Annotated in this window: 15 protein-coding genes and 1 pseudogene; 8 read left to right on the forward strand and 8 right to left on the reverse strand. The window is 63.2% G+C overall.

The annotated features are described in order from the left end of the window. The first annotated feature begins 39 nt into the window (after nucleotides 1-39). From V7D81_RS08315 to V7D81_RS08330, 4 genes are all read left to right on the forward strand, one after another. A complete protein-coding gene (locus tag V7D81_RS08315; RefSeq protein ID WP_324315687.1) occupies nucleotides 40-753 on the forward strand; it encodes a hypothetical protein in 714 nt (237 codons plus the stop codon). 160 nt (nucleotides 754-913) lie between these two features. Continuing rightward, a complete protein-coding gene (locus V7D81_RS08320; RefSeq protein ID WP_324315688.1) occupies nucleotides 914-2,125 on the forward strand; it encodes an acyl-CoA dehydrogenase family protein in 1,212 nt (403 codons plus the stop codon). A gap of 217 nt (nucleotides 2,126-2,342) precedes the next feature. Then, nucleotides 2,343-3,119, forward strand: coding sequence for an SDR family NAD(P)-dependent oxidoreductase (locus tag V7D81_RS08325; RefSeq protein WP_324315689.1), 777 nt, complete (start codon nucleotides 2,343-2,345; stop codon nucleotides 3,117-3,119). A 169-nt stretch (nucleotides 3,120-3,288) separates the two neighbouring features. After that, nucleotides 3,289-4,350, forward strand: a complete 1,062-nt coding sequence (locus tag V7D81_RS08330; protein ID WP_324315690.1) for a phosphotransferase family protein — start codon at nucleotides 3,289-3,291, stop codon at nucleotides 4,348-4,350. Nucleotides 4,351-4,497: 147 nt separating this feature from the next. Here the strand turns inward: V7D81_RS08330 and V7D81_RS08335 are convergent, their stop codons facing one another. Together V7D81_RS08335 and V7D81_RS08340 are read right to left on the reverse strand one after the other, a co-directional pair. After that, nucleotides 4,498-6,129, reverse strand: coding sequence for a caspase family protein (locus V7D81_RS08335; protein WP_324315691.1), 1,632 nt, complete (start codon nucleotides 6,127-6,129; stop codon nucleotides 4,498-4,500). A 223-nt stretch (nucleotides 6,130-6,352) separates the two neighbouring features. Continuing rightward, nucleotides 6,353-9,001 (reverse strand): autotransporter domain-containing protein, encoded by a 2,649-nt coding sequence (locus V7D81_RS08340; protein WP_324315692.1) that lies wholly within the window; start codon nucleotides 8,999-9,001, stop codon nucleotides 6,353-6,355. Nucleotides 9,002-9,166: 165 nt separating this feature from the next. Here V7D81_RS08340 and V7D81_RS08345 point away from each other — a divergent pair, with 165 nt between their 5' ends. Next, nucleotides 9,167-9,973: a lipase family protein gene (locus V7D81_RS08345; protein WP_324315693.1), complete on the forward strand. Its 807-nt coding sequence runs from the start codon at nucleotides 9,167-9,169 to the stop codon at nucleotides 9,971-9,973. 57 nt (nucleotides 9,974-10,030) lie between these two features. Here V7D81_RS08345 and V7D81_RS08350 read toward each other — a convergent pair whose 3' ends face one another. After that, a complete protein-coding gene (locus V7D81_RS08350; RefSeq protein WP_324315694.1) occupies nucleotides 10,031-11,053 on the reverse strand; it encodes a glycerophosphodiester phosphodiesterase in 1,023 nt (340 codons plus the stop codon). 246 nt (nucleotides 11,054-11,299) lie between these two features. On the opposite strand from V7D81_RS08350, the gene minC reads away from it, so the two are divergent. The 3 genes from minC (at nucleotide 11,300) to minE (ending at nucleotide 13,387) form a co-directional block, all read left to right on the forward strand. Beyond that, nucleotides 11,300-12,172 (forward strand): septum site-determining protein MinC, encoded by an 873-nt coding sequence (minC, locus tag V7D81_RS08355; RefSeq protein ID WP_324315695.1) that lies wholly within the window; start codon nucleotides 11,300-11,302, stop codon nucleotides 12,170-12,172. Nucleotides 12,173-12,315: 143 nt separating this feature from the next. After that, nucleotides 12,316-13,128 (forward strand): septum site-determining protein MinD, encoded by an 813-nt coding sequence (gene minD / locus V7D81_RS08360; RefSeq protein ID WP_324315696.1) that lies wholly within the window; start codon nucleotides 12,316-12,318, stop codon nucleotides 13,126-13,128. A 1-nt stretch (nucleotide 13,129) separates the two neighbouring features. Next, nucleotides 13,130-13,387 carry a cell division topological specificity factor MinE gene (minE, locus tag V7D81_RS08365; protein WP_324315697.1) on the forward strand — a complete coding sequence of 86 codons (258 nt, stop codon included), beginning with the start codon at nucleotides 13,130-13,132 and terminating at the stop codon, nucleotides 13,385-13,387. A 56-nt stretch (nucleotides 13,388-13,443) separates the two neighbouring features. On the opposite strand, the gene V7D81_RS08370 is transcribed toward minE, so the two are convergent. From V7D81_RS08370 to V7D81_RS08390, 5 genes and pseudogenes are all read right to left on the reverse strand, one after another. Next, nucleotides 13,444-13,851: a GFA family protein gene (locus tag V7D81_RS08370; protein WP_324315698.1), complete on the reverse strand. Its 408-nt coding sequence runs from the start codon at nucleotides 13,849-13,851 to the stop codon at nucleotides 13,444-13,446. 22 nt (nucleotides 13,852-13,873) lie between these two features. After that, nucleotides 13,874-14,344, reverse strand: coding sequence for a VOC family protein (locus V7D81_RS08375; RefSeq protein WP_324315699.1), 471 nt, complete (start codon nucleotides 14,342-14,344; stop codon nucleotides 13,874-13,876). Between the two features lie 29 nt (nucleotides 14,345-14,373). Beyond that, nucleotides 14,374-14,679 (reverse strand): hypothetical protein, encoded by a 306-nt coding sequence (locus V7D81_RS08380; RefSeq protein WP_324315700.1) that lies wholly within the window; start codon nucleotides 14,677-14,679, stop codon nucleotides 14,374-14,376. 254 nt (nucleotides 14,680-14,933) lie between these two features. Next, entirely contained in the window at nucleotides 14,934-15,548 is a 615-nt protein-coding gene (locus V7D81_RS08385; protein ID WP_324315701.1) for a hypothetical protein, read from the reverse strand. Between the two features lie 9 nt (nucleotides 15,549-15,557). Continuing rightward, nucleotides 15,558-15,854: pseudogene (locus V7D81_RS08390) on the reverse strand (hypothetical protein); the annotation flags it as partial.

The raw sequence follows: 15,854 nt of genomic DNA on the forward strand, positions 1-15,854 counted from the left end.
CGCTCCGAGGGGTATGCACTCTGATGGCGCAATGATCCGATGAACCGCCAGTACATAGACGATCACCACCTCGTCGCGCGATATCTCGCGGACCAGCTTCCCGACACCGAGCGGGAGGCCTTCGAGGCCTATTACCTCGAACATCCGGAGATCGTGCAGGAGATGGAGGCGGCGGCGCGGTTCAAGGTCGGACTGGCCCAGCTCAGAGAATCCGGTGAGCTCGAGTCGTTGCTCAAGCCGACTCCGTGGTTTCGGCAGAAACAGTACCAGGCGCTCGCCGCGGGATTGGCTGTCATCGCGGTCGGTCTCTTTGTCTTCTTCGGTCGCGGGCCCGCGTCGCAGCCGGCGCTCGTTGCTTCTGCAACCGGGCTGGTCGACCGTCTGCGCGATCCGCTCCCGGTGGTGGCGACTGCGCCGATCATGCGGATGCGCAGCACGGCTGCTGACGCGGAACTTCGCCTGTCCGCTGCCGACCAGGTTTTCGCGCTGCGTGTGCTGCCGGAGGTCGAAGCAACGCCGCCGCGTTATCGCATCACGCTATCGTCCATCGGCACCGATGAATCGCTGCGCGGCGTCGGCGAGATCGGCGCGCTCGTTCCGGATGCCGAAGGATTCGTACCGGTATACGTCAACTCGACGAAACTCGCTCCCGGCCGCTACCAGCTCACCCTCTCCGGCGACACCGGCACCAGCGCCGCGAACGACTCCAGCACCTTCCTCATTCGGGTCATCCCACATTCTGATCATCGATGACGCGTCATGAACGACGCGCATGACTCCTGCTCGATCGCCACACATCGCATCCGCATCGCAGCACTTCACCCCCGCCTGCTGAATCTTTGATGCGATCCGCCAACGCCGTTGGCTATGATCCTGCCCCGCGTTCCATACCGGACAAGCCATTGGGGGCATCATGCAGTTCGAATACACCGACAAAGTGAAGACGCTGATCGCGCGTCTCGAAGCCTTTTTCGACGAGCACATCTATCCGAACGAAAAGGCCGTGGCCGAATTCGTCATGGGGCGCGAAGGCAAGGCGCGCTGGGAGCCGATTCCGATCGTCGAGGCGCTCAAGCCCAAGGCGAGGGCTGCGGGACTGTGGAACCTGTTCCTGCCGCATTCGGACAACGGCGCCGGGCTCACCAATCTCGAATACGCGCCCCTGTGCGAGATCATGGGCCGCGTCGGCTGGTCGTCCGAAGTGTTCAACTGCTCCGCGCCCGACACGGGCAACATGGAAATCCTCGACCGCTTCGCCAGTCCCGCGAACAAGGAGCGCTGGCTGAAGCCGCTGCTCAACGGCGAGATCCGTTCGGCCTTCTCCATGACCGAACCGGCGGTCGCCTCCTCGGATGCGACCAACATTTCCACGCGCATCGAGCGCGACGGCGACGAGTACGTGATCAACGGGCGCAAATGGTGGTCGTCGGGCGCGGGCGATACGCGCTGCGAAATCCTGGTGGTGATGGGCAAGAGCAATCCGGATGCGCCCAAGCACCAGCAGCAGTCGCAGATCCTGGTGCCGATGAAGACCCCGGGCGTGAAGGTGATCCGCCATCTGCCGGTGTTCGGCTTCGACGACGCGCCGCACGGACATTCGGAGATCGTGTTCGAGAACGTGCGCGTGCCCGCCGACAACATCCTGCTCGGCGAAGGCCGCGGCTTCGAGATCGCGCAGGCGCGTCTGGGGCCCGGACGCATCCATCACTGCATGCGCAACATCGGCGTTGCCGAGCGCACGCTGGAGAAAACCTGCAAGCGCCTGCTGTCGCGCGTCGCCTTCGGCAAGCCGATCGCCGATCAGTCGATCTGGCTGGAACGCATCGCCAACTGCCGCATCCAGATCGATCAGGCGCGCCTCCTGGTACTGAACGCCGCCGACAAGATGGATCGTCTCGGCAACAAGGCAGCGCGGCGCGAGATCGCGATGATCAAGGTAGCGGCGCCGACGATGCTGAACTATGTGATCGACTGGGCGATCCAGGCGCACGGCGCCGCCGGCGTGACGACGGATTTCGGACTCGGTCACATCGCCGCGAGCGCCCGCACGATGCGCATCGTCGATGGCCCGGATGAAGTCCATCGCAACCAGATCGGCAAACTGGAACTCGCGAAGTACAAGTAAGACTCAAGACATTTCACACGGAGTTCACGGAGACCACGGAGATCGAGACAAAGAAGAATTTTCCACGGGGGGCACGGGGAAACACGGGGACAAGAAAAAGACCTTTCTGTTCCGGACCCCGTGTTCCCCGTGTTCCCCGTGGAAATTATTCCGGCTCTTGATTCTGGTCTCCGTGAACTCCGTGTGAAACCTCCCCCCTTTCCAAAGGAGCCACAGCATGGCCGTTTCATCGTTGTTCGATCTGAAGGGCAAAGTCGTCCTGGTCACCGGCGCGAGCCGCGGGATCGGCGAAGCCATTGCGCACCGCGTCGCCGAGCATGGCGGCAAGGTGGTCGTGTCGAGCCGCAAGCTCGATGCCTGCGAGAAGGTGGTGAATGCAATCACCGCGAAAGGCGGCGAGGCGTTCGCGCATGCCTGCAACATCGGTCGCAAGGAGGATCTGCAGAGCCTGGTCGACGCCACCGTCAGGAAGTGGGGCGGCATCGACGTGCTGATCTGCAATGCCGCCGTGAATCCCTACTACGGGCCGGCCATCGAGATGTCCGACGATGCCTACGACAAGGTGATGAACTCCAACGTGCGCAGCAACTTCTGGCTGTGCAACATGGTGCTGCCGCAGATGGCGCAGCGCGGCGGCGGCTCCATCGTCATCATCTCCTCCATCGCGGGTCTGCTGGGTTCGACCACCATCGGCGTGTACGGCATTTCCAAGGCCGCCGACATGGCGCTGGCCCGCAACATCGCGGTCGAATGGGGACCGAAGAACATTCGCGCCAACTGCATCGCCCCGGGACTGGTGCGCACCGACTTCGCCCGCGCGCTGTGGGAAAACCCGGAAACGTATGCGCACACCGTGAAAGCGTATCCGTTGCGTCGCATCGGCGAGCCCGACGAAATCGCCGGCGCCGCCGTGTTCCTCGCCAGCCCGGCCGGCTCGTTCATGACCGGTCAGACCATCGTCATCGATGGCGGCGGCGTGGTCGGGCGGGGATGAATCCAGGACCGGAGTATTAACCGCAAAGAACGCATAGAACACATAAAGGAGGGAACCGACGGAATTCGAGGGATGCAGGCTCGAGAACACCATCGAAACTCTGCATGGCGATCTCTTCTATGCGTTCTTTGCGTTCTATGCGGTTACTTTTTTATCTCTTCAGCAACGCATGGCCAACAACAACCCCACCGGTGCCGCCGTCCTGGTGCCGGTGCTCGAGAACAACCGCTTCGACGAGGCGCGGCTGACGACGTATCTGTCGTCACGCATCGACGGCTTCGGCGGCGATGTGCTGGTGCGCCAGTTCCAGGGCGGGTTCTCGAATCCGACGTTTCATCTGCAGACGGCGGAGCGCGCGTTCGTCCTGCGCAAGAAGCCGCCGGGGCAGCTGTTGCCGTCGGCGCATGCGGTCGATCGCGAGTACACGGTGCTCAAGGCGCTGCGGGATACGGATGTCCCCGTGCCGCGCGTTCATCTGCTGTGCGACGACGAGCGCATCATCGGCACGATGTTCTATGTGATGGACTACGTGGACGGTCGTGTCTACACGGATCGGCTGCTGCCCGGCTGTACGCCGCCGCAGCGATCGGAAATGTATGACGCAATGAACGACGTGCTGGCGAAGCTGCATCGCATCGACTACCGCGCCGTCGGACTCGACGGCTTCGGCAAACCCGGCGGCTATGTCGCCCGCCAGGTGGCGCGCTGGTCGAAGCAGTACCAGGCTTCGGCCGTCGACGACACGCCGGCAATGAATCGTCTGATGGAATGGCTGCCGCAACACTTGCCGTCGCAGGACGAGGCGACGATCGCGCACGGCGACTATCGCATCGGCAACCTGCTGTTTCATCCCATCGAATCGCGCGTCGTCGCCGTGCTCGACTGGGAGCTGTCGACCATCGGCCATCCGCTCGGCGATCTCGCCTACTGCTGCAGCGCCTATCACCTGCCGGCGAGTTCGGGACGCGGTTTCGACGGCAATGATCTCGCGGCGCTGGGCATTCCTTCGGAAGCGGAGTTTCTCGACAACTACCGGCGCCGCACCGAACGTGCCGATATTGCCGACTGGAAATTCTTCCTCGTGTTCTCGCTGTTCCGTTCCGCCGGCATTCTCGCCGGCGTCTACCGTCGCAGCGTCGACGGCCAGGGCGTGGATGCACGCATGGCGCAGGCGAAAGAGGCGTATCAGGACATCGCAGCGCGGGCGTGGATGATTGCGCGGGATGTCTAGGACAGGGGTTTCACGCAGAGTTCGAAGCAAAGAAGCCGGAAGGAATTTCCACGGGGGACACGGGGAACACGGGGTCTCGGAAGAGAAAATTTCTTTCCCCGTGCTCCCCGTGTTCCCATTCTTCCCCCCGTGGAAATTCTTCTTGTCTCACCCTTTGCTTCTCGGCACGAAGAAGAAGTCGCCCACCTCGTGCCCCGCTCCCTTGATCGACTTGAACTCGGGCTTCTGCACGAACTTGTTGCTCTGCGCCGCGACCTGGACGCGTTTGCTCAGGCGGTTGAAGAGTTCCGGGCTGGAAAGAATGCCGGTGTTCGCTTCGAGTTCGTCGATGAAGGCGCGGGCGAACACCGAGTTCTGACCGCCGCCCTCATCCAGCACCGGTGCATCGCCGCCCGAAGTAAGCAGCAGGCGCGAGCGCTTCGGCAGCTTGTAGGCGACGTAGTCCTTCGAATAGCTGACCTTGTCGTTCATGAACAGGTAGCTGGGATCGGTCGAGAGCAGGCCGGCGTAACAGGAGTCGGCGACGACGAGGACGCGTTTGGCCGGCAGGCGGCTCAGGTGTCCGGTGATCTGTTCGTTCGGTACCCAGAACGTGTCCTTGGGCGGCGCGTCGGCGTTGACCGGCAGCCAGTAGCCGGTCTGTGATTTGCCGCTGGCGAGGCGTTCGCCATGGCCAGCGTAGTAGATGAGCAGGTTGTCTTCGGGCTTCAGCACGGCATTGAGATCGTTGAGCGCCTTCAGCATCTGGATGTCGTCAGCGTCTTCGAGGATCTGCACGTTGAAGCCGTACTTGTCGGCGAGGACGCGCGCGGCGCGCTGCACGTCGTGCTTCGGCGTCTGCAGGCTTTCGATGGCCTGGTAGTTCTGGTTGCCGATGACGATGGCGTAGTAGCGCCCGAACTTCATGCCGGCGAGCGTGCGTTCGTCGGCCACCGCGGGCAGCTGCGTGAGCTGCGCCCTGGTCTGCGGCGAGCGCGTGGTCGGGATGCCCGCGAGGCGTTCGGCGCTCTTCTGCTTTTCGGCTTCGAGCTGTGCGATCCACTTCTTGAGGGCTTCGACTTCCTTGCTGTCACTGGTCTGCTGCGCGACGGGTCGCTTGGCGAGTTCCTTCTGCAGATCCTGCAGCTGCTTCTGCAACAGACTGAGCTGCGTATCGCGCTCACCGATCGCCGTTTCCAGTTCCTTGCGCAGTTCATCCTGTTCGCGCTGCGCGGCCGAGGTGTAGATGAGGCTGTCTTCCGACAGGCCCGAGGCCTGGCGATACAGATTGAGCGCCTTGAGCTGATCCTGCGGCACGCCGAGTCCCTGCTCGTAGAGCGTGCCGAGGTTGAAGATGGCGCGCGAGTAACCCTTGTCGGCCGCCTTCTGATACCAGGTCGCCGCTTCGGCATAGTTCGGTTCGACGCCCATGCCGCGCTCGTAGATTTCGCCGACGTTGGTCATCGCTTCGGGATCGCCCGTCTGCGCCGTGTCCATCCAGATGCGCAGCGCCGACTTGAGATCGGCGCGATCGTAGGCGACGTATTCGCCGCCGCGGATCGAACACTCCGCCGTGGTGGTGCGGATCGGCCGGCGCTGGGTGAGATAGGTCGAATTGCCGAGCTGACGCACCTGCCCCGGCAACAGGCAGTCGACGATCTCCAGATCCGAACGCTTCACCATGCCCTTCGTGGCCGCGGCCTTGTCGGAAGGTGTGGCTGCGGAGGCGACGATCAGAAACGCCGGCGCCAGCGTGAGCGCCGCGCGCAACAGGACATTCGGCAGGGATCGCGAATTCATCGAAGCCTCGCTGGCTGCGTCGTCGTTGATGTGCCGGTATTCGACGCCGATCGGCCGGCAGTTTCAATGCTTGCGTGTGACGGATGTCTGAATTTCACACGGAGAGCACAGAGACCAGAACGATCATCCTCTTCCTGTGGGGCCGGCTTCAGCCGGCCTCTTGAAGTGCAGAAGGCCGGCTGAAGCCGGCCCCACAGAAGAACAGCTCTCTGCGTGAAATCGCCTAGAAACTGTGCTGCACCCGCAGCCCGATCGCCACGTCCTCGAAGTTGATGTACTGGAAGCTTTCCAGTCGCTGGTACTCGACATAACCGGAGATGCCGTAGCGGAACTGGGCCGAGAGGCCGCCGGCGAAGCGCCAGTACGAGGTATCGGGGTTGTCGGTTTCGACCAGGATCGGCGGAGCGGCGCCGGCTTCCGGGTCCGCGGCGAAGCGCACGCCGAACACGTTCACGTCGTCTTCGAACTCGCGGACGAAATCGGCGCGGATCTGCGGCAGCACGACACCCCACGAGGTTTTCCACGCGTACGTCATGCGCAGGCCGGCATTCGCGGTGAGCGATTTGAATTTCTGTTCGTCGTACATGAGGTCGAGACCGCCGGCGCCGTCCTCGGTGAAACCGTCGATGGTCGCGTCGATGTAGAACACGCCGATGTTGGGCGAGAGCGTGAAGCCGCCCAGCAGGAAATCGTAGCCGCCGGACAGGCCGGCGCTCACGGTCATGCCGTCGGTGTCGCCATGGGCGTCGGCCGTGACCAGGCCGGTGCCGTCGACGTACGTGATGTTGCGTCGCGCATCGAAGCTCGACGGGGCGACGTTGACGATCGCGTCGAAGTAGAAGTTCTTCGCCGCGTACATCGAACCGTAGATCGATGCCGCCCACGATTCGGTATCGAGCGTGCCTTCGCCGGACGGATTGAAATCGATCGTGGCGCTGCCGTAGGAGATCGAGCCGCCGAGCACGGCGTTGTCCGTGAGGCGATAGTCGATGCCGGCGAGCAGTGACCATTGTTCCGCGTCGAAGCTCGGACTCGCGGCCGACGCCTCCTTGTCGCCGAAGCTGTAGTTGCCGCGAACCCACAGTCCCCAGCGATCGCTCAGCAGGCCGCCGGGTTCTGCGTCATCGGCGCTGGCGCCGCCGCCCAGCAGATCGCGCAGCATCTTCTCGATGCTGGCAAGCGGCACTGGCTTGCCGTCGACGATGACGTTGAGTCCGGCGAGGCTCAGGCCCTTCGCGCCGCCACGCAGCGCCATGAGTCGATCCATGATGCCCGTGTACTGCTGCGTCGCGAACAGCAGCGTCTGCGTGCGTGCGACGGCGAAGTCTTCGCCGTTCAGTTCATCGAGCGCGTCCTGCTGGTTCTCGGCGCTGTTGTTGAACAGCAGGCCGTTGCAGCGGACGAGTAGTTCCTGCTGTTCCGGCGTGAGCGTGCTTTCGGACTGGTCGAGCTGCGCACAGATGCGATCGAGCTGCGTCGCCATCTTCTGCTGATTCGGCGTCAGGTTGGGCAACTCGGACAGCACCGTCCGCTCGGGCGGCGCGGCGACAGTGATCTGCACGGTGTCCGAACTCACAGCGCCCGCGGCATCGGTGACCTGCAGTCGCACGACGTTCGTGCCGTCCGGAATCCGCACGCTCAGCGTGGCGCCGCTGCCGAGTGCCTGTTCGCCATCCGAAGTCTGCAGGAACCAGTCGTACGCGACGATCGTGCCGTCGGTGTCCGTCGATGCAGAACCATCGAGCTGCACCAGTTCGCCGGGCTGCGCATCCGAATCGGCAATGGATTGATCCGGACCGGCATTCGCCGTCGGCGCGGCATTCGGAAGCGGCGCAGTGACGGTGACGATGATCGAGGTCGAGGACACGGCGCCGCCGTCGTCGGTCACCTGCAGGCGAATGGCATTCGCGCCGTCCGGCAATGGCGTGCTGAGCGTGGCGCCCGTGCCGAGCGACTGTTCGCCGTCCCCGGTGTCGCGGAACCACTCGTACGCAGTGATCCTGCCGTCGCTGTCGGTCGAAGCCGAACCGTCCAGCGTGACGTTTTCGCCAGGCTGGCCATCGGTGTCGGCGACGGTGCGGTCGCCGCCTGCATTGGCGACGGGCCCCGCATTCACCACCGGTGCAGCCACGGTGATCGTGACGGTATCGGTCGCGGTGTTGGTCTGCGGGTCGAAGGAGTCGTCCGTCACGGTGAGCGTGACGACGTGAGTCCCGTCGGGGAGATTGATCGTCGGATTGACGCCGTCGGCGAGCCGCGCGCCGGACGCATCGGTCCAGACGTAGGTCAGCAGATTGTCGGGATCGGCATCCGTGGTGGCCGAAGCGTTCAGCACCACCGGCTCGCCGGGTTCGCCATTGGTGTCTGCGATCGTCTGGTCGATACCGGCATTGGCGACCGGCGTCGTATTCGGATCGTTGCAGGCGGGATCCTGCGGATCGACCACCGGGCCGGCCGTGTTGGTGATCGTGACCCGTTGCGGCCCGGCGCTTTGCTGGCCGAGATTCAGCAGCGTGATGTCGATGGCGAAGTTGTCGGTGCTGCTGCCGCCGAAATCCAGGTTGTCGATCTGGATGCAGACAGCTCCGGGCGCGGTGTTCGGCACCACGCTTGCCTGCAGCACGCTGGTCGGCTGGCCGTTGACGATGACCTCCGGCGAGACCTGCACCTGCAATGGACCGCTGCCGGAGATCACGCCCTGCTGGCGCAGATTGACGACCAGCGGCCCGTCGAAGTCGGGGATCTGTCCCACGACGGGCTGGCCGGTGATCGCCGGCGGCCCGGCCCAGGCGGGACCGTAGAGTGCCGCCAGCACCGGGACCGGCGCGATGAAGCGACGCAGCGCTGAGGAACGCGGACGACGGACTCTCATGCAGGACCCTCCGTGGGTACGAGTTCAGCGATACCGAATCGCACAGCTGTTTAACAGCACTGCGCGGTCCGCGCCCATGACCAGAAGTGCAAGCACGGTGCAGCAATTTACCCGGCGGCGGTGGCGGAAGTTGACATCGACCACCGCGAACCCCGCAATTGCGCGATGCGCTACCGACATTGCGGCCTCATTCTGCTGCTGGCACTGCAGGGCTGCGCGTCCAGCTCGCAGCGCATCGATGCCCAGGCCGAAGCGGCGGGTCTGTCGCGCTCGGTGGTCGCCGGCCGCGATTTCCGGCACGTCGTTTATGCCAATGCGCTCGCGCACGGCGACGCCGCTGCGCAGCGGCTGGTCGTGTACTTCGATGGCGATGGCCGGCCCTGGGGTTCGAGCGGTCTGCAGCCGGCCGCCGATCCGACGACCCGCAAGCCGCTCGCGCTGCAGCTGCTGGCTCGCACGCCGGCACCGGGCATCTACGTGAGCCGGCCTTGCTACCAGGAACTGAAGGATCCGGCATGCGAGGCAGCGGTGTGGACCAGCGAGCGCTATTCGACCGCGGTGGTCGATAGTCTGGTCGCCGCCATCGGGCAGTTTTCAGCGGCGAGGCCGCCGCGGGAGATCGTGCTCATCGGCTACAGCGGCGGCGGCGTGCTCGCGACACTGGCGGCGGAACGACTCGGGAACGTCGCGGCCGTCGTCACCATCGCCGCGAATCTCGACATCGACGCGTGGGCGCAATATCACGGCTATCTGCCGCTGACCGGTTCGCTGAATCCGGCCGCGAGCGGACACGATCACGCGTGGCGGGAAGTGCATCTGCAGGGCGCGGACGATGCTGTCGTTCCTGCTGCGACGACGGCGCGCTACTTCGCCCGCTATCCGGCCGCGCAGCAGCGGCAGTTCGACGGGTTCTCGCATGTGTGCTGCTGGGTCGAGCGGTGGGCGGAGATCTTTGCGGACGTGGCGCTGTGAAGACCCCCACCCTGCCCTCCTCCGCTCTGATCCCCTCCTCCGCGCAGCGGGGGAGGGTTAGGGTGGGGGTGCTTCCCGCGCACTCAGCGCCGTATCCGGAAAATCCGAAAACACCCCGTCGACACCCAGCTCATAGAACTGCCGGTACTCGCGCAGCACCTCGTTCGCATACTGCGGTGCCAGGGTCGCCGGCTCATTGCGGAAGGTATAGGTGTGGACCTTCAACCCGACGGCATGCGCCTGACCGATGACGTCCGTCTCGAGCAACTGAGCCGCCTGCACATCGCGCAGGATCTGACGCTTCCACGGCCCGATGGCATTCGCGTACCCGGCGATGTCGCGGAGCTGTCGCGGCGGCGTGCCTCCGCGTGGATCGTCGTACTGCGGGATGTTCACGCCGATCACCCGCGTACCCGTCTCGTCATACAGCAGCGCGCCATCGTCCAGCAGTTGCACCAGCGGCAGCGCCGTCCGCGAGCGCAGGTATTGCAGGTTGGCGCTCTCGAACGACTGGATGAACACCGGGCCGTTCGGCCGGTCGAGCCCGTGCCGGCGCAATGCTTCCAGCAGCGGCTCTTCGAGCGGCAGCTGCAGTGCCCGATGGAAGGCTGGATGTTTGGTTTCCGGATAGACGCCGATCGTGCGTCCGCGCCGGGCGGATTCGTTCACGGCAAGGGTGAGGATTTCCTCGAACGTCGGAATCTCGAACTGCCCGTCGTAATCCTTCGAGCGCGCGGGATTCGCCTGCCGCGCCCGCAGGATCTTGATTTCCCCCAGCGCGAAATCGCTGGCGAAGAACGCGGTGATCGACTTGCCATCGACGACGCGCGTCGTGCGCCGGGCGGAAAATTCCGGATGTGCGGCGACGTCGGTGGTGTCATCCAGCATCGGCTCGTGCCGTGCGATCAGATGACCGTCGCGCGTGGCGACCAGGTCGGGCTCGATGAAATCCGCACCCAGCTCGATCGCCAGCCGGTAGGACGCCAGCGTGTGTTCGGGCCGATAACCCGACGCGCCGCGATGCGCGATGACGATCGGAGCAGCACCATCGAGCGTCCGCCATCGCAGGGAATCAGCCATGACCGGATCTCCACAGACCATCGACAGGAAGACTGCACACGCTCCGGCGCGCCGGATCGCTGCATGGTTTTTCCGACACGGTTGCATCCCGGGCGTTATAGCGCAATGGCGCGACGTCGATGTGAATCCGCCTTTCTTCCCCTGTGGGGCCGGCTTCAGCCGGCCTTCCGAAGATGTCAGGCTGAAGCCTGACCTACAGCCGGAGGCAAGGCCGCTCCACAGGACAAGACAGCAGCGAATCGCGCGATGAAACGCTACACTCCCCGCGCGCCTCGAGTACCGCTGCTTCTGCGCGTGAACCTCGTCGAACGAAGCCGAGAAAATCGATTCTTGAACAACAAAGCCGTATCCAGCGCACTTGATACTGCGTGTGAAGTCCGTTTCGGGCAGGTCGGCCTGGTACAGCTGCGCTTGCGCAGCAGCGACAGCAAGGCGATCCACGATGAACTGTCGGCGCGCATCGCCGCCGCCCCGCAGCTGTTCGAACGCGCCGCCGCCTGCCTGGATCTGAGCGCGCTGGAAACCCAGCCCGACGAAGCCCTGGCGCGCGAACTGTTCGACACCGTCCGCAAGATCGGCCTGTTGCCGATCGGCGTCGCCTTCGACGGCACCGAGGCCATCAACTCTCTGGCCCGAACGCTCAATCTGCCGGTCCTCACCCAGTTTCGCGCCCTGAGCAAGACGCCGATGTCGCAGCGACCCGCGGGCGTTGCATCGATCGCCCCCGCCGTTCCAGCTGCTGCGCCGACTCCACCGGCGGCTCACCCCCCCTTGGCCGAACCCGCAATGCCCGCCCTGATGCAGCATCAACCGGTTCGCTCAGGTCAGCGGGTGTATGCGCGCAACCGCGACCTGGTCGTGACAACGGTCGTCGGCGCCGGCGCCGAAGTGATGGCCGACGGTTGTGTACATATCTACGGCACGTTGCGCGGCCGCGCGATGGCCGGCGCCCGCGGCGAAGTCACCGCGCGCGTGTTCTGCCAGGAATTCCAGGCCGAGCTGGTCTCGATCGCCGGCGTGTTCCGTGTTTTCGAAACCATCCCGCCCGAACTGCGCGGCAAACCCGTGCAGGCGTGGCTGGATGGCGACGATCTGCGTTTTGCGCGGATCGGTGGCTGAATGAAGAATCGGATTTCACTCTCCGACTGCAGGTCAGGCTTCAGCCTGACATCTTCGGAAGGCCGGCTGAAGCCGGCCCCACAGGAAGAAGGAACTCCGTGTGAAATCTTTTCTCGAAAATCACTTTTCAGGAGATCCGAGCTTTGACTGAGATCATCGTTGTCACCTCCGGCAAGGGAGGCGTCGGCAAGACGACGACATCCGCCAGCCTCGCGTGCGGGCTGGCGAAGCGCGGCAAGAAAGTCGCCGTCATCGACTTCGACATCGGCCTGCGCAACCTCGACCTGATCATGGGCTGCGAACGGCGGGTCGTGTACGACTTCGTCAACGTCATCCAGGGCGATTGCACCCTCAAGCAGGCGCTCATCAAGGACAAGCGGCTCGACACGCTCTTCGTCCTTGCCGCCTCGCAGACCCGCGACAAGGATGCGCTGACCGCCGAAGGCGTGCGCAAGGTACTCGACGAGCTGATCGCCGACGGCTTCGACTACATCCTCTGCGATTCCCCTGCCGGTATCGAAAAGGGTGCGCACCTTGCGATGTACTTCGCCGATCGCGCCGTGGTCGTGGTGAATCCGGAAGTGTCCTCGGTGCGCGACTCCGACCGCATCCTCGGCCTGCTCGCCAGCAAGACGGCGCACGCGGAAAAGGGCGATACGAAAGTGCAGGAACACCTGCTCCTGACCCGCTACAGCCCGCGGCGCGTCGCCACCGGCGAGATGATGAGCGTCGAGGACGTGAAGGAAATCCTCGGCCTCGACGTGATCGGCGTGATTCCCGAATCGCCCGATGTTCTCTCCGCCTCGAACGCCGGCAACCCCGTCATCCTCAACGCCGAGAGCGATGCCTCGATGGCGTACGAAGACTCAGTCGCGCGCCTGCTCGGCGAGACCCTGCCGCTGCGCTTCCTCGAAGAACCGAAGAAGGGCTTCTTCGCCCGCATGTTCGGAGGTTGAAATGGGACTGCTAGCCTTTTTCCGCCGCTCGCAGCCCACCGCCAGCCTGGCCAAGGAACGCCTGCGCATCATCGTCGCGCAGGAGCGCAGCTCGCGTAACGCGCCCGACTACCTGCCGCTGCTGCGCCGTGAGGTGATGGAAGTCATCCGCAAATACGTGAACGTCGATCCCGAAGCGGTGCAGATCAGCGTCGAGAAGGAAGACGGCCAGGAAGTGCTGGAGTTTTCGGTGGCGCTGCCGGAGAAGGCGGCAGGGTGATCATTGCCGGGACGGACTGCTTTCGTCCCGCGTCACCCGATAGATCCAGCGTCGGATTACGACGGGAACGTCTCGAACGCGGGCAGTGCCTCCAGCGCACTGTCCCAGGGTGCCCGGCTCGATACGAAAATGTGAGCATTCGGCCGGAGGTCGATACGGCTATCCAGGCTGCCGGCCGGCACTACCAGCAGATCCCCGCTCGATGACTGGTGGGGAAGCGCCGAACCGCAGATCGAGCAGAAACTTCTCGCATGCCGCGTGGACGGCAGCCTGAACTCCGTCACCTTCTCGCGACCTGTCAGCCACTTCAGCTTCCCCGCAGAAACGAACAGGTTCGCCGCGTGAGCCGAACCTGTGTCCTTGCGGCAGTACTCGCAATGGCACAGGAAGAAGCGTTCGACTTCCCCTTCGAATTCATAGCGAACCTGGCCGCAAAGACAGGCGCCGGAATGGCTTTCGTTCATCGTTGTTCCATGAAGTGGCTGATCAACAGAAAGACACGTGTACGTCTTCGCCCCCAACGCCATTGCTCACGGATCTGTTGGGCACACTGCGCTCACCGAGGTACTCGTAGAACCGGAACAGATAACCGTCCGGATCGGAGACAAAAAACTCTCTCTGGCCGTGCAGGATGGCCTCCTGTCGATACCAGGATTCGACGACTGGTGCTGCCAACGGCACCGAAGCCCTATCCAGCCTCTCCAGGATCCCGGAAATCGACGGCACCTCGACCTGAAAGTGCAGCCCTTTGCCTTTTGGACCTGAGCGCTGCATTCGATAGACGGGAAGATCGATATCCTGCAGCAGCATTATCTGCGCGCCACCCAGGTCGAAATACCCAAAATTGTTCTCGGCCCGCTCGAAACGCAGAGAGAAACCGAAAACATCGAGGTAGAAGGCCTTTGATGCTGCGTAGCTGGCGACAACCAGTTCGGGAACCAAAGCATTCCATTCCATTGCACTTCCTTCCTCTTCCATGTCCGGCGCTACGGCTCACGCGGCGTGTTTGCTGGCGCGGTCTCAGCACTTTCCAGGCCGAGAACGCCAGGATTGTGGTCAAGGATGTGCTCGTCTCCGACGCGGTAAAAAGAGGCCAGCTCATCTTCTGCAATTGTGACCTGTAGATCGTTGTGCCGGACTGTGTAGTCAATGAATGAATGGTCTTGGGCGTAGACCCGGAAAAAGTAGCGACCATCAAAGGATTTGCACAGCACACCACGAACGCCGGCGGCGGGGCTAACGTCCGCCATATGGTTGCCATACTTAACTTTCTTACCTGCTGCCATATTCAAGACCTTTCGGATGCCGACGACGCAGTCAATCTGGATCGCGCGTGATCGGGTTGACCGGCTTGCTGTACTTTGATGTTGATGCCTCCCTTCGAGCGCTTTTCTTCGCCAGATGATACGTCAACGTTATTGCGATGCGGATTCTCAGTTCGCGGACAGGCACTGGACTGGAAGTACATCGCGTATTGCCCGCCAGGAACACTTCGGCAACTGCGGAATTCTCAAAGATAGCCATCGGCTCTTCTCGAAACGCAACCTTACGCGTCAGGCGCACGCATTTCGCGCGGAGACCGCACGCGTTTGTTGGCACTCTCTGGCATGACACCTTCAGCATAGACACCAAAGATCGAGCGCTTCTCCCGGACCCGCATGACCCCATGCTCCGGCAGAGCTTCGAACTCTGCGCCCGAAATGCAGATGTATCCGGCAGGTTGCCGTTTGATGTATTCGCCACGAATCTGGAAGTCGCATTCGCGACGCCCGAAGTGTCTCTCCTTCCGCAGCTGTGCGTGCGCATACACCTTCGTACCGGTCCATTTTGTGCTCATGCCCGGGAACGCAAACACTATCAGCGTGCAGGATACAAAGGATGCGGCGGCGAAGGCCGAAAGGTGGAACGGGATGCGAACGGCACGCTCAGTGAGATCGGCTCCGGTCATGTCTGCACACAAGCGACTGAACCAAGGAGTGATCAGTAGCGACACCGTCAAAGCAATGCTCGTCCCCCAAGGCAACCATTGCTCGCTCACCATGAACTCAAGCCGTAGTCCGAACCAACACGCGACTACCAGAGTTCCAATGACAGCTGCTGCAGCTTTCTTCGCTGGCAGCGGGTGCGGATCTCCGTACCAGAATCGGTTCCATCCGCTCATGTTCCGGTGCTAGCGCTCCTGAACTCGTGGAGACCAGTAACGTGGCCTGCGCCTGCGATGTGCAACAGCAACGACACGAATGATGTCTGCATCGCGGCGAAAGATGAGCGCATGCGGGAAGCGCTGCAATGGAAGACGGCGATGAGTCGGATCCAATTTCTCGCCAAGAGATGGAAGCTCGACGAGTACAGCCTCCAACAGGAACTCATTGCCCAATCCTTCGAGCTGGGTCTCATAGTGCTGGGTTGCCAATGCGCTTAAAGTGGAGGGAGGGGTGGCGAGGGTTTGTACGAAGCAGCTCATAGT

Origin of the sequence: Povalibacter sp., assembly GCF_036735925.1 — a bacterium.
Classification (GTDB): domain Bacteria; phylum Pseudomonadota; class Gammaproteobacteria; order Steroidobacterales; family Steroidobacteraceae; genus Steroidobacter.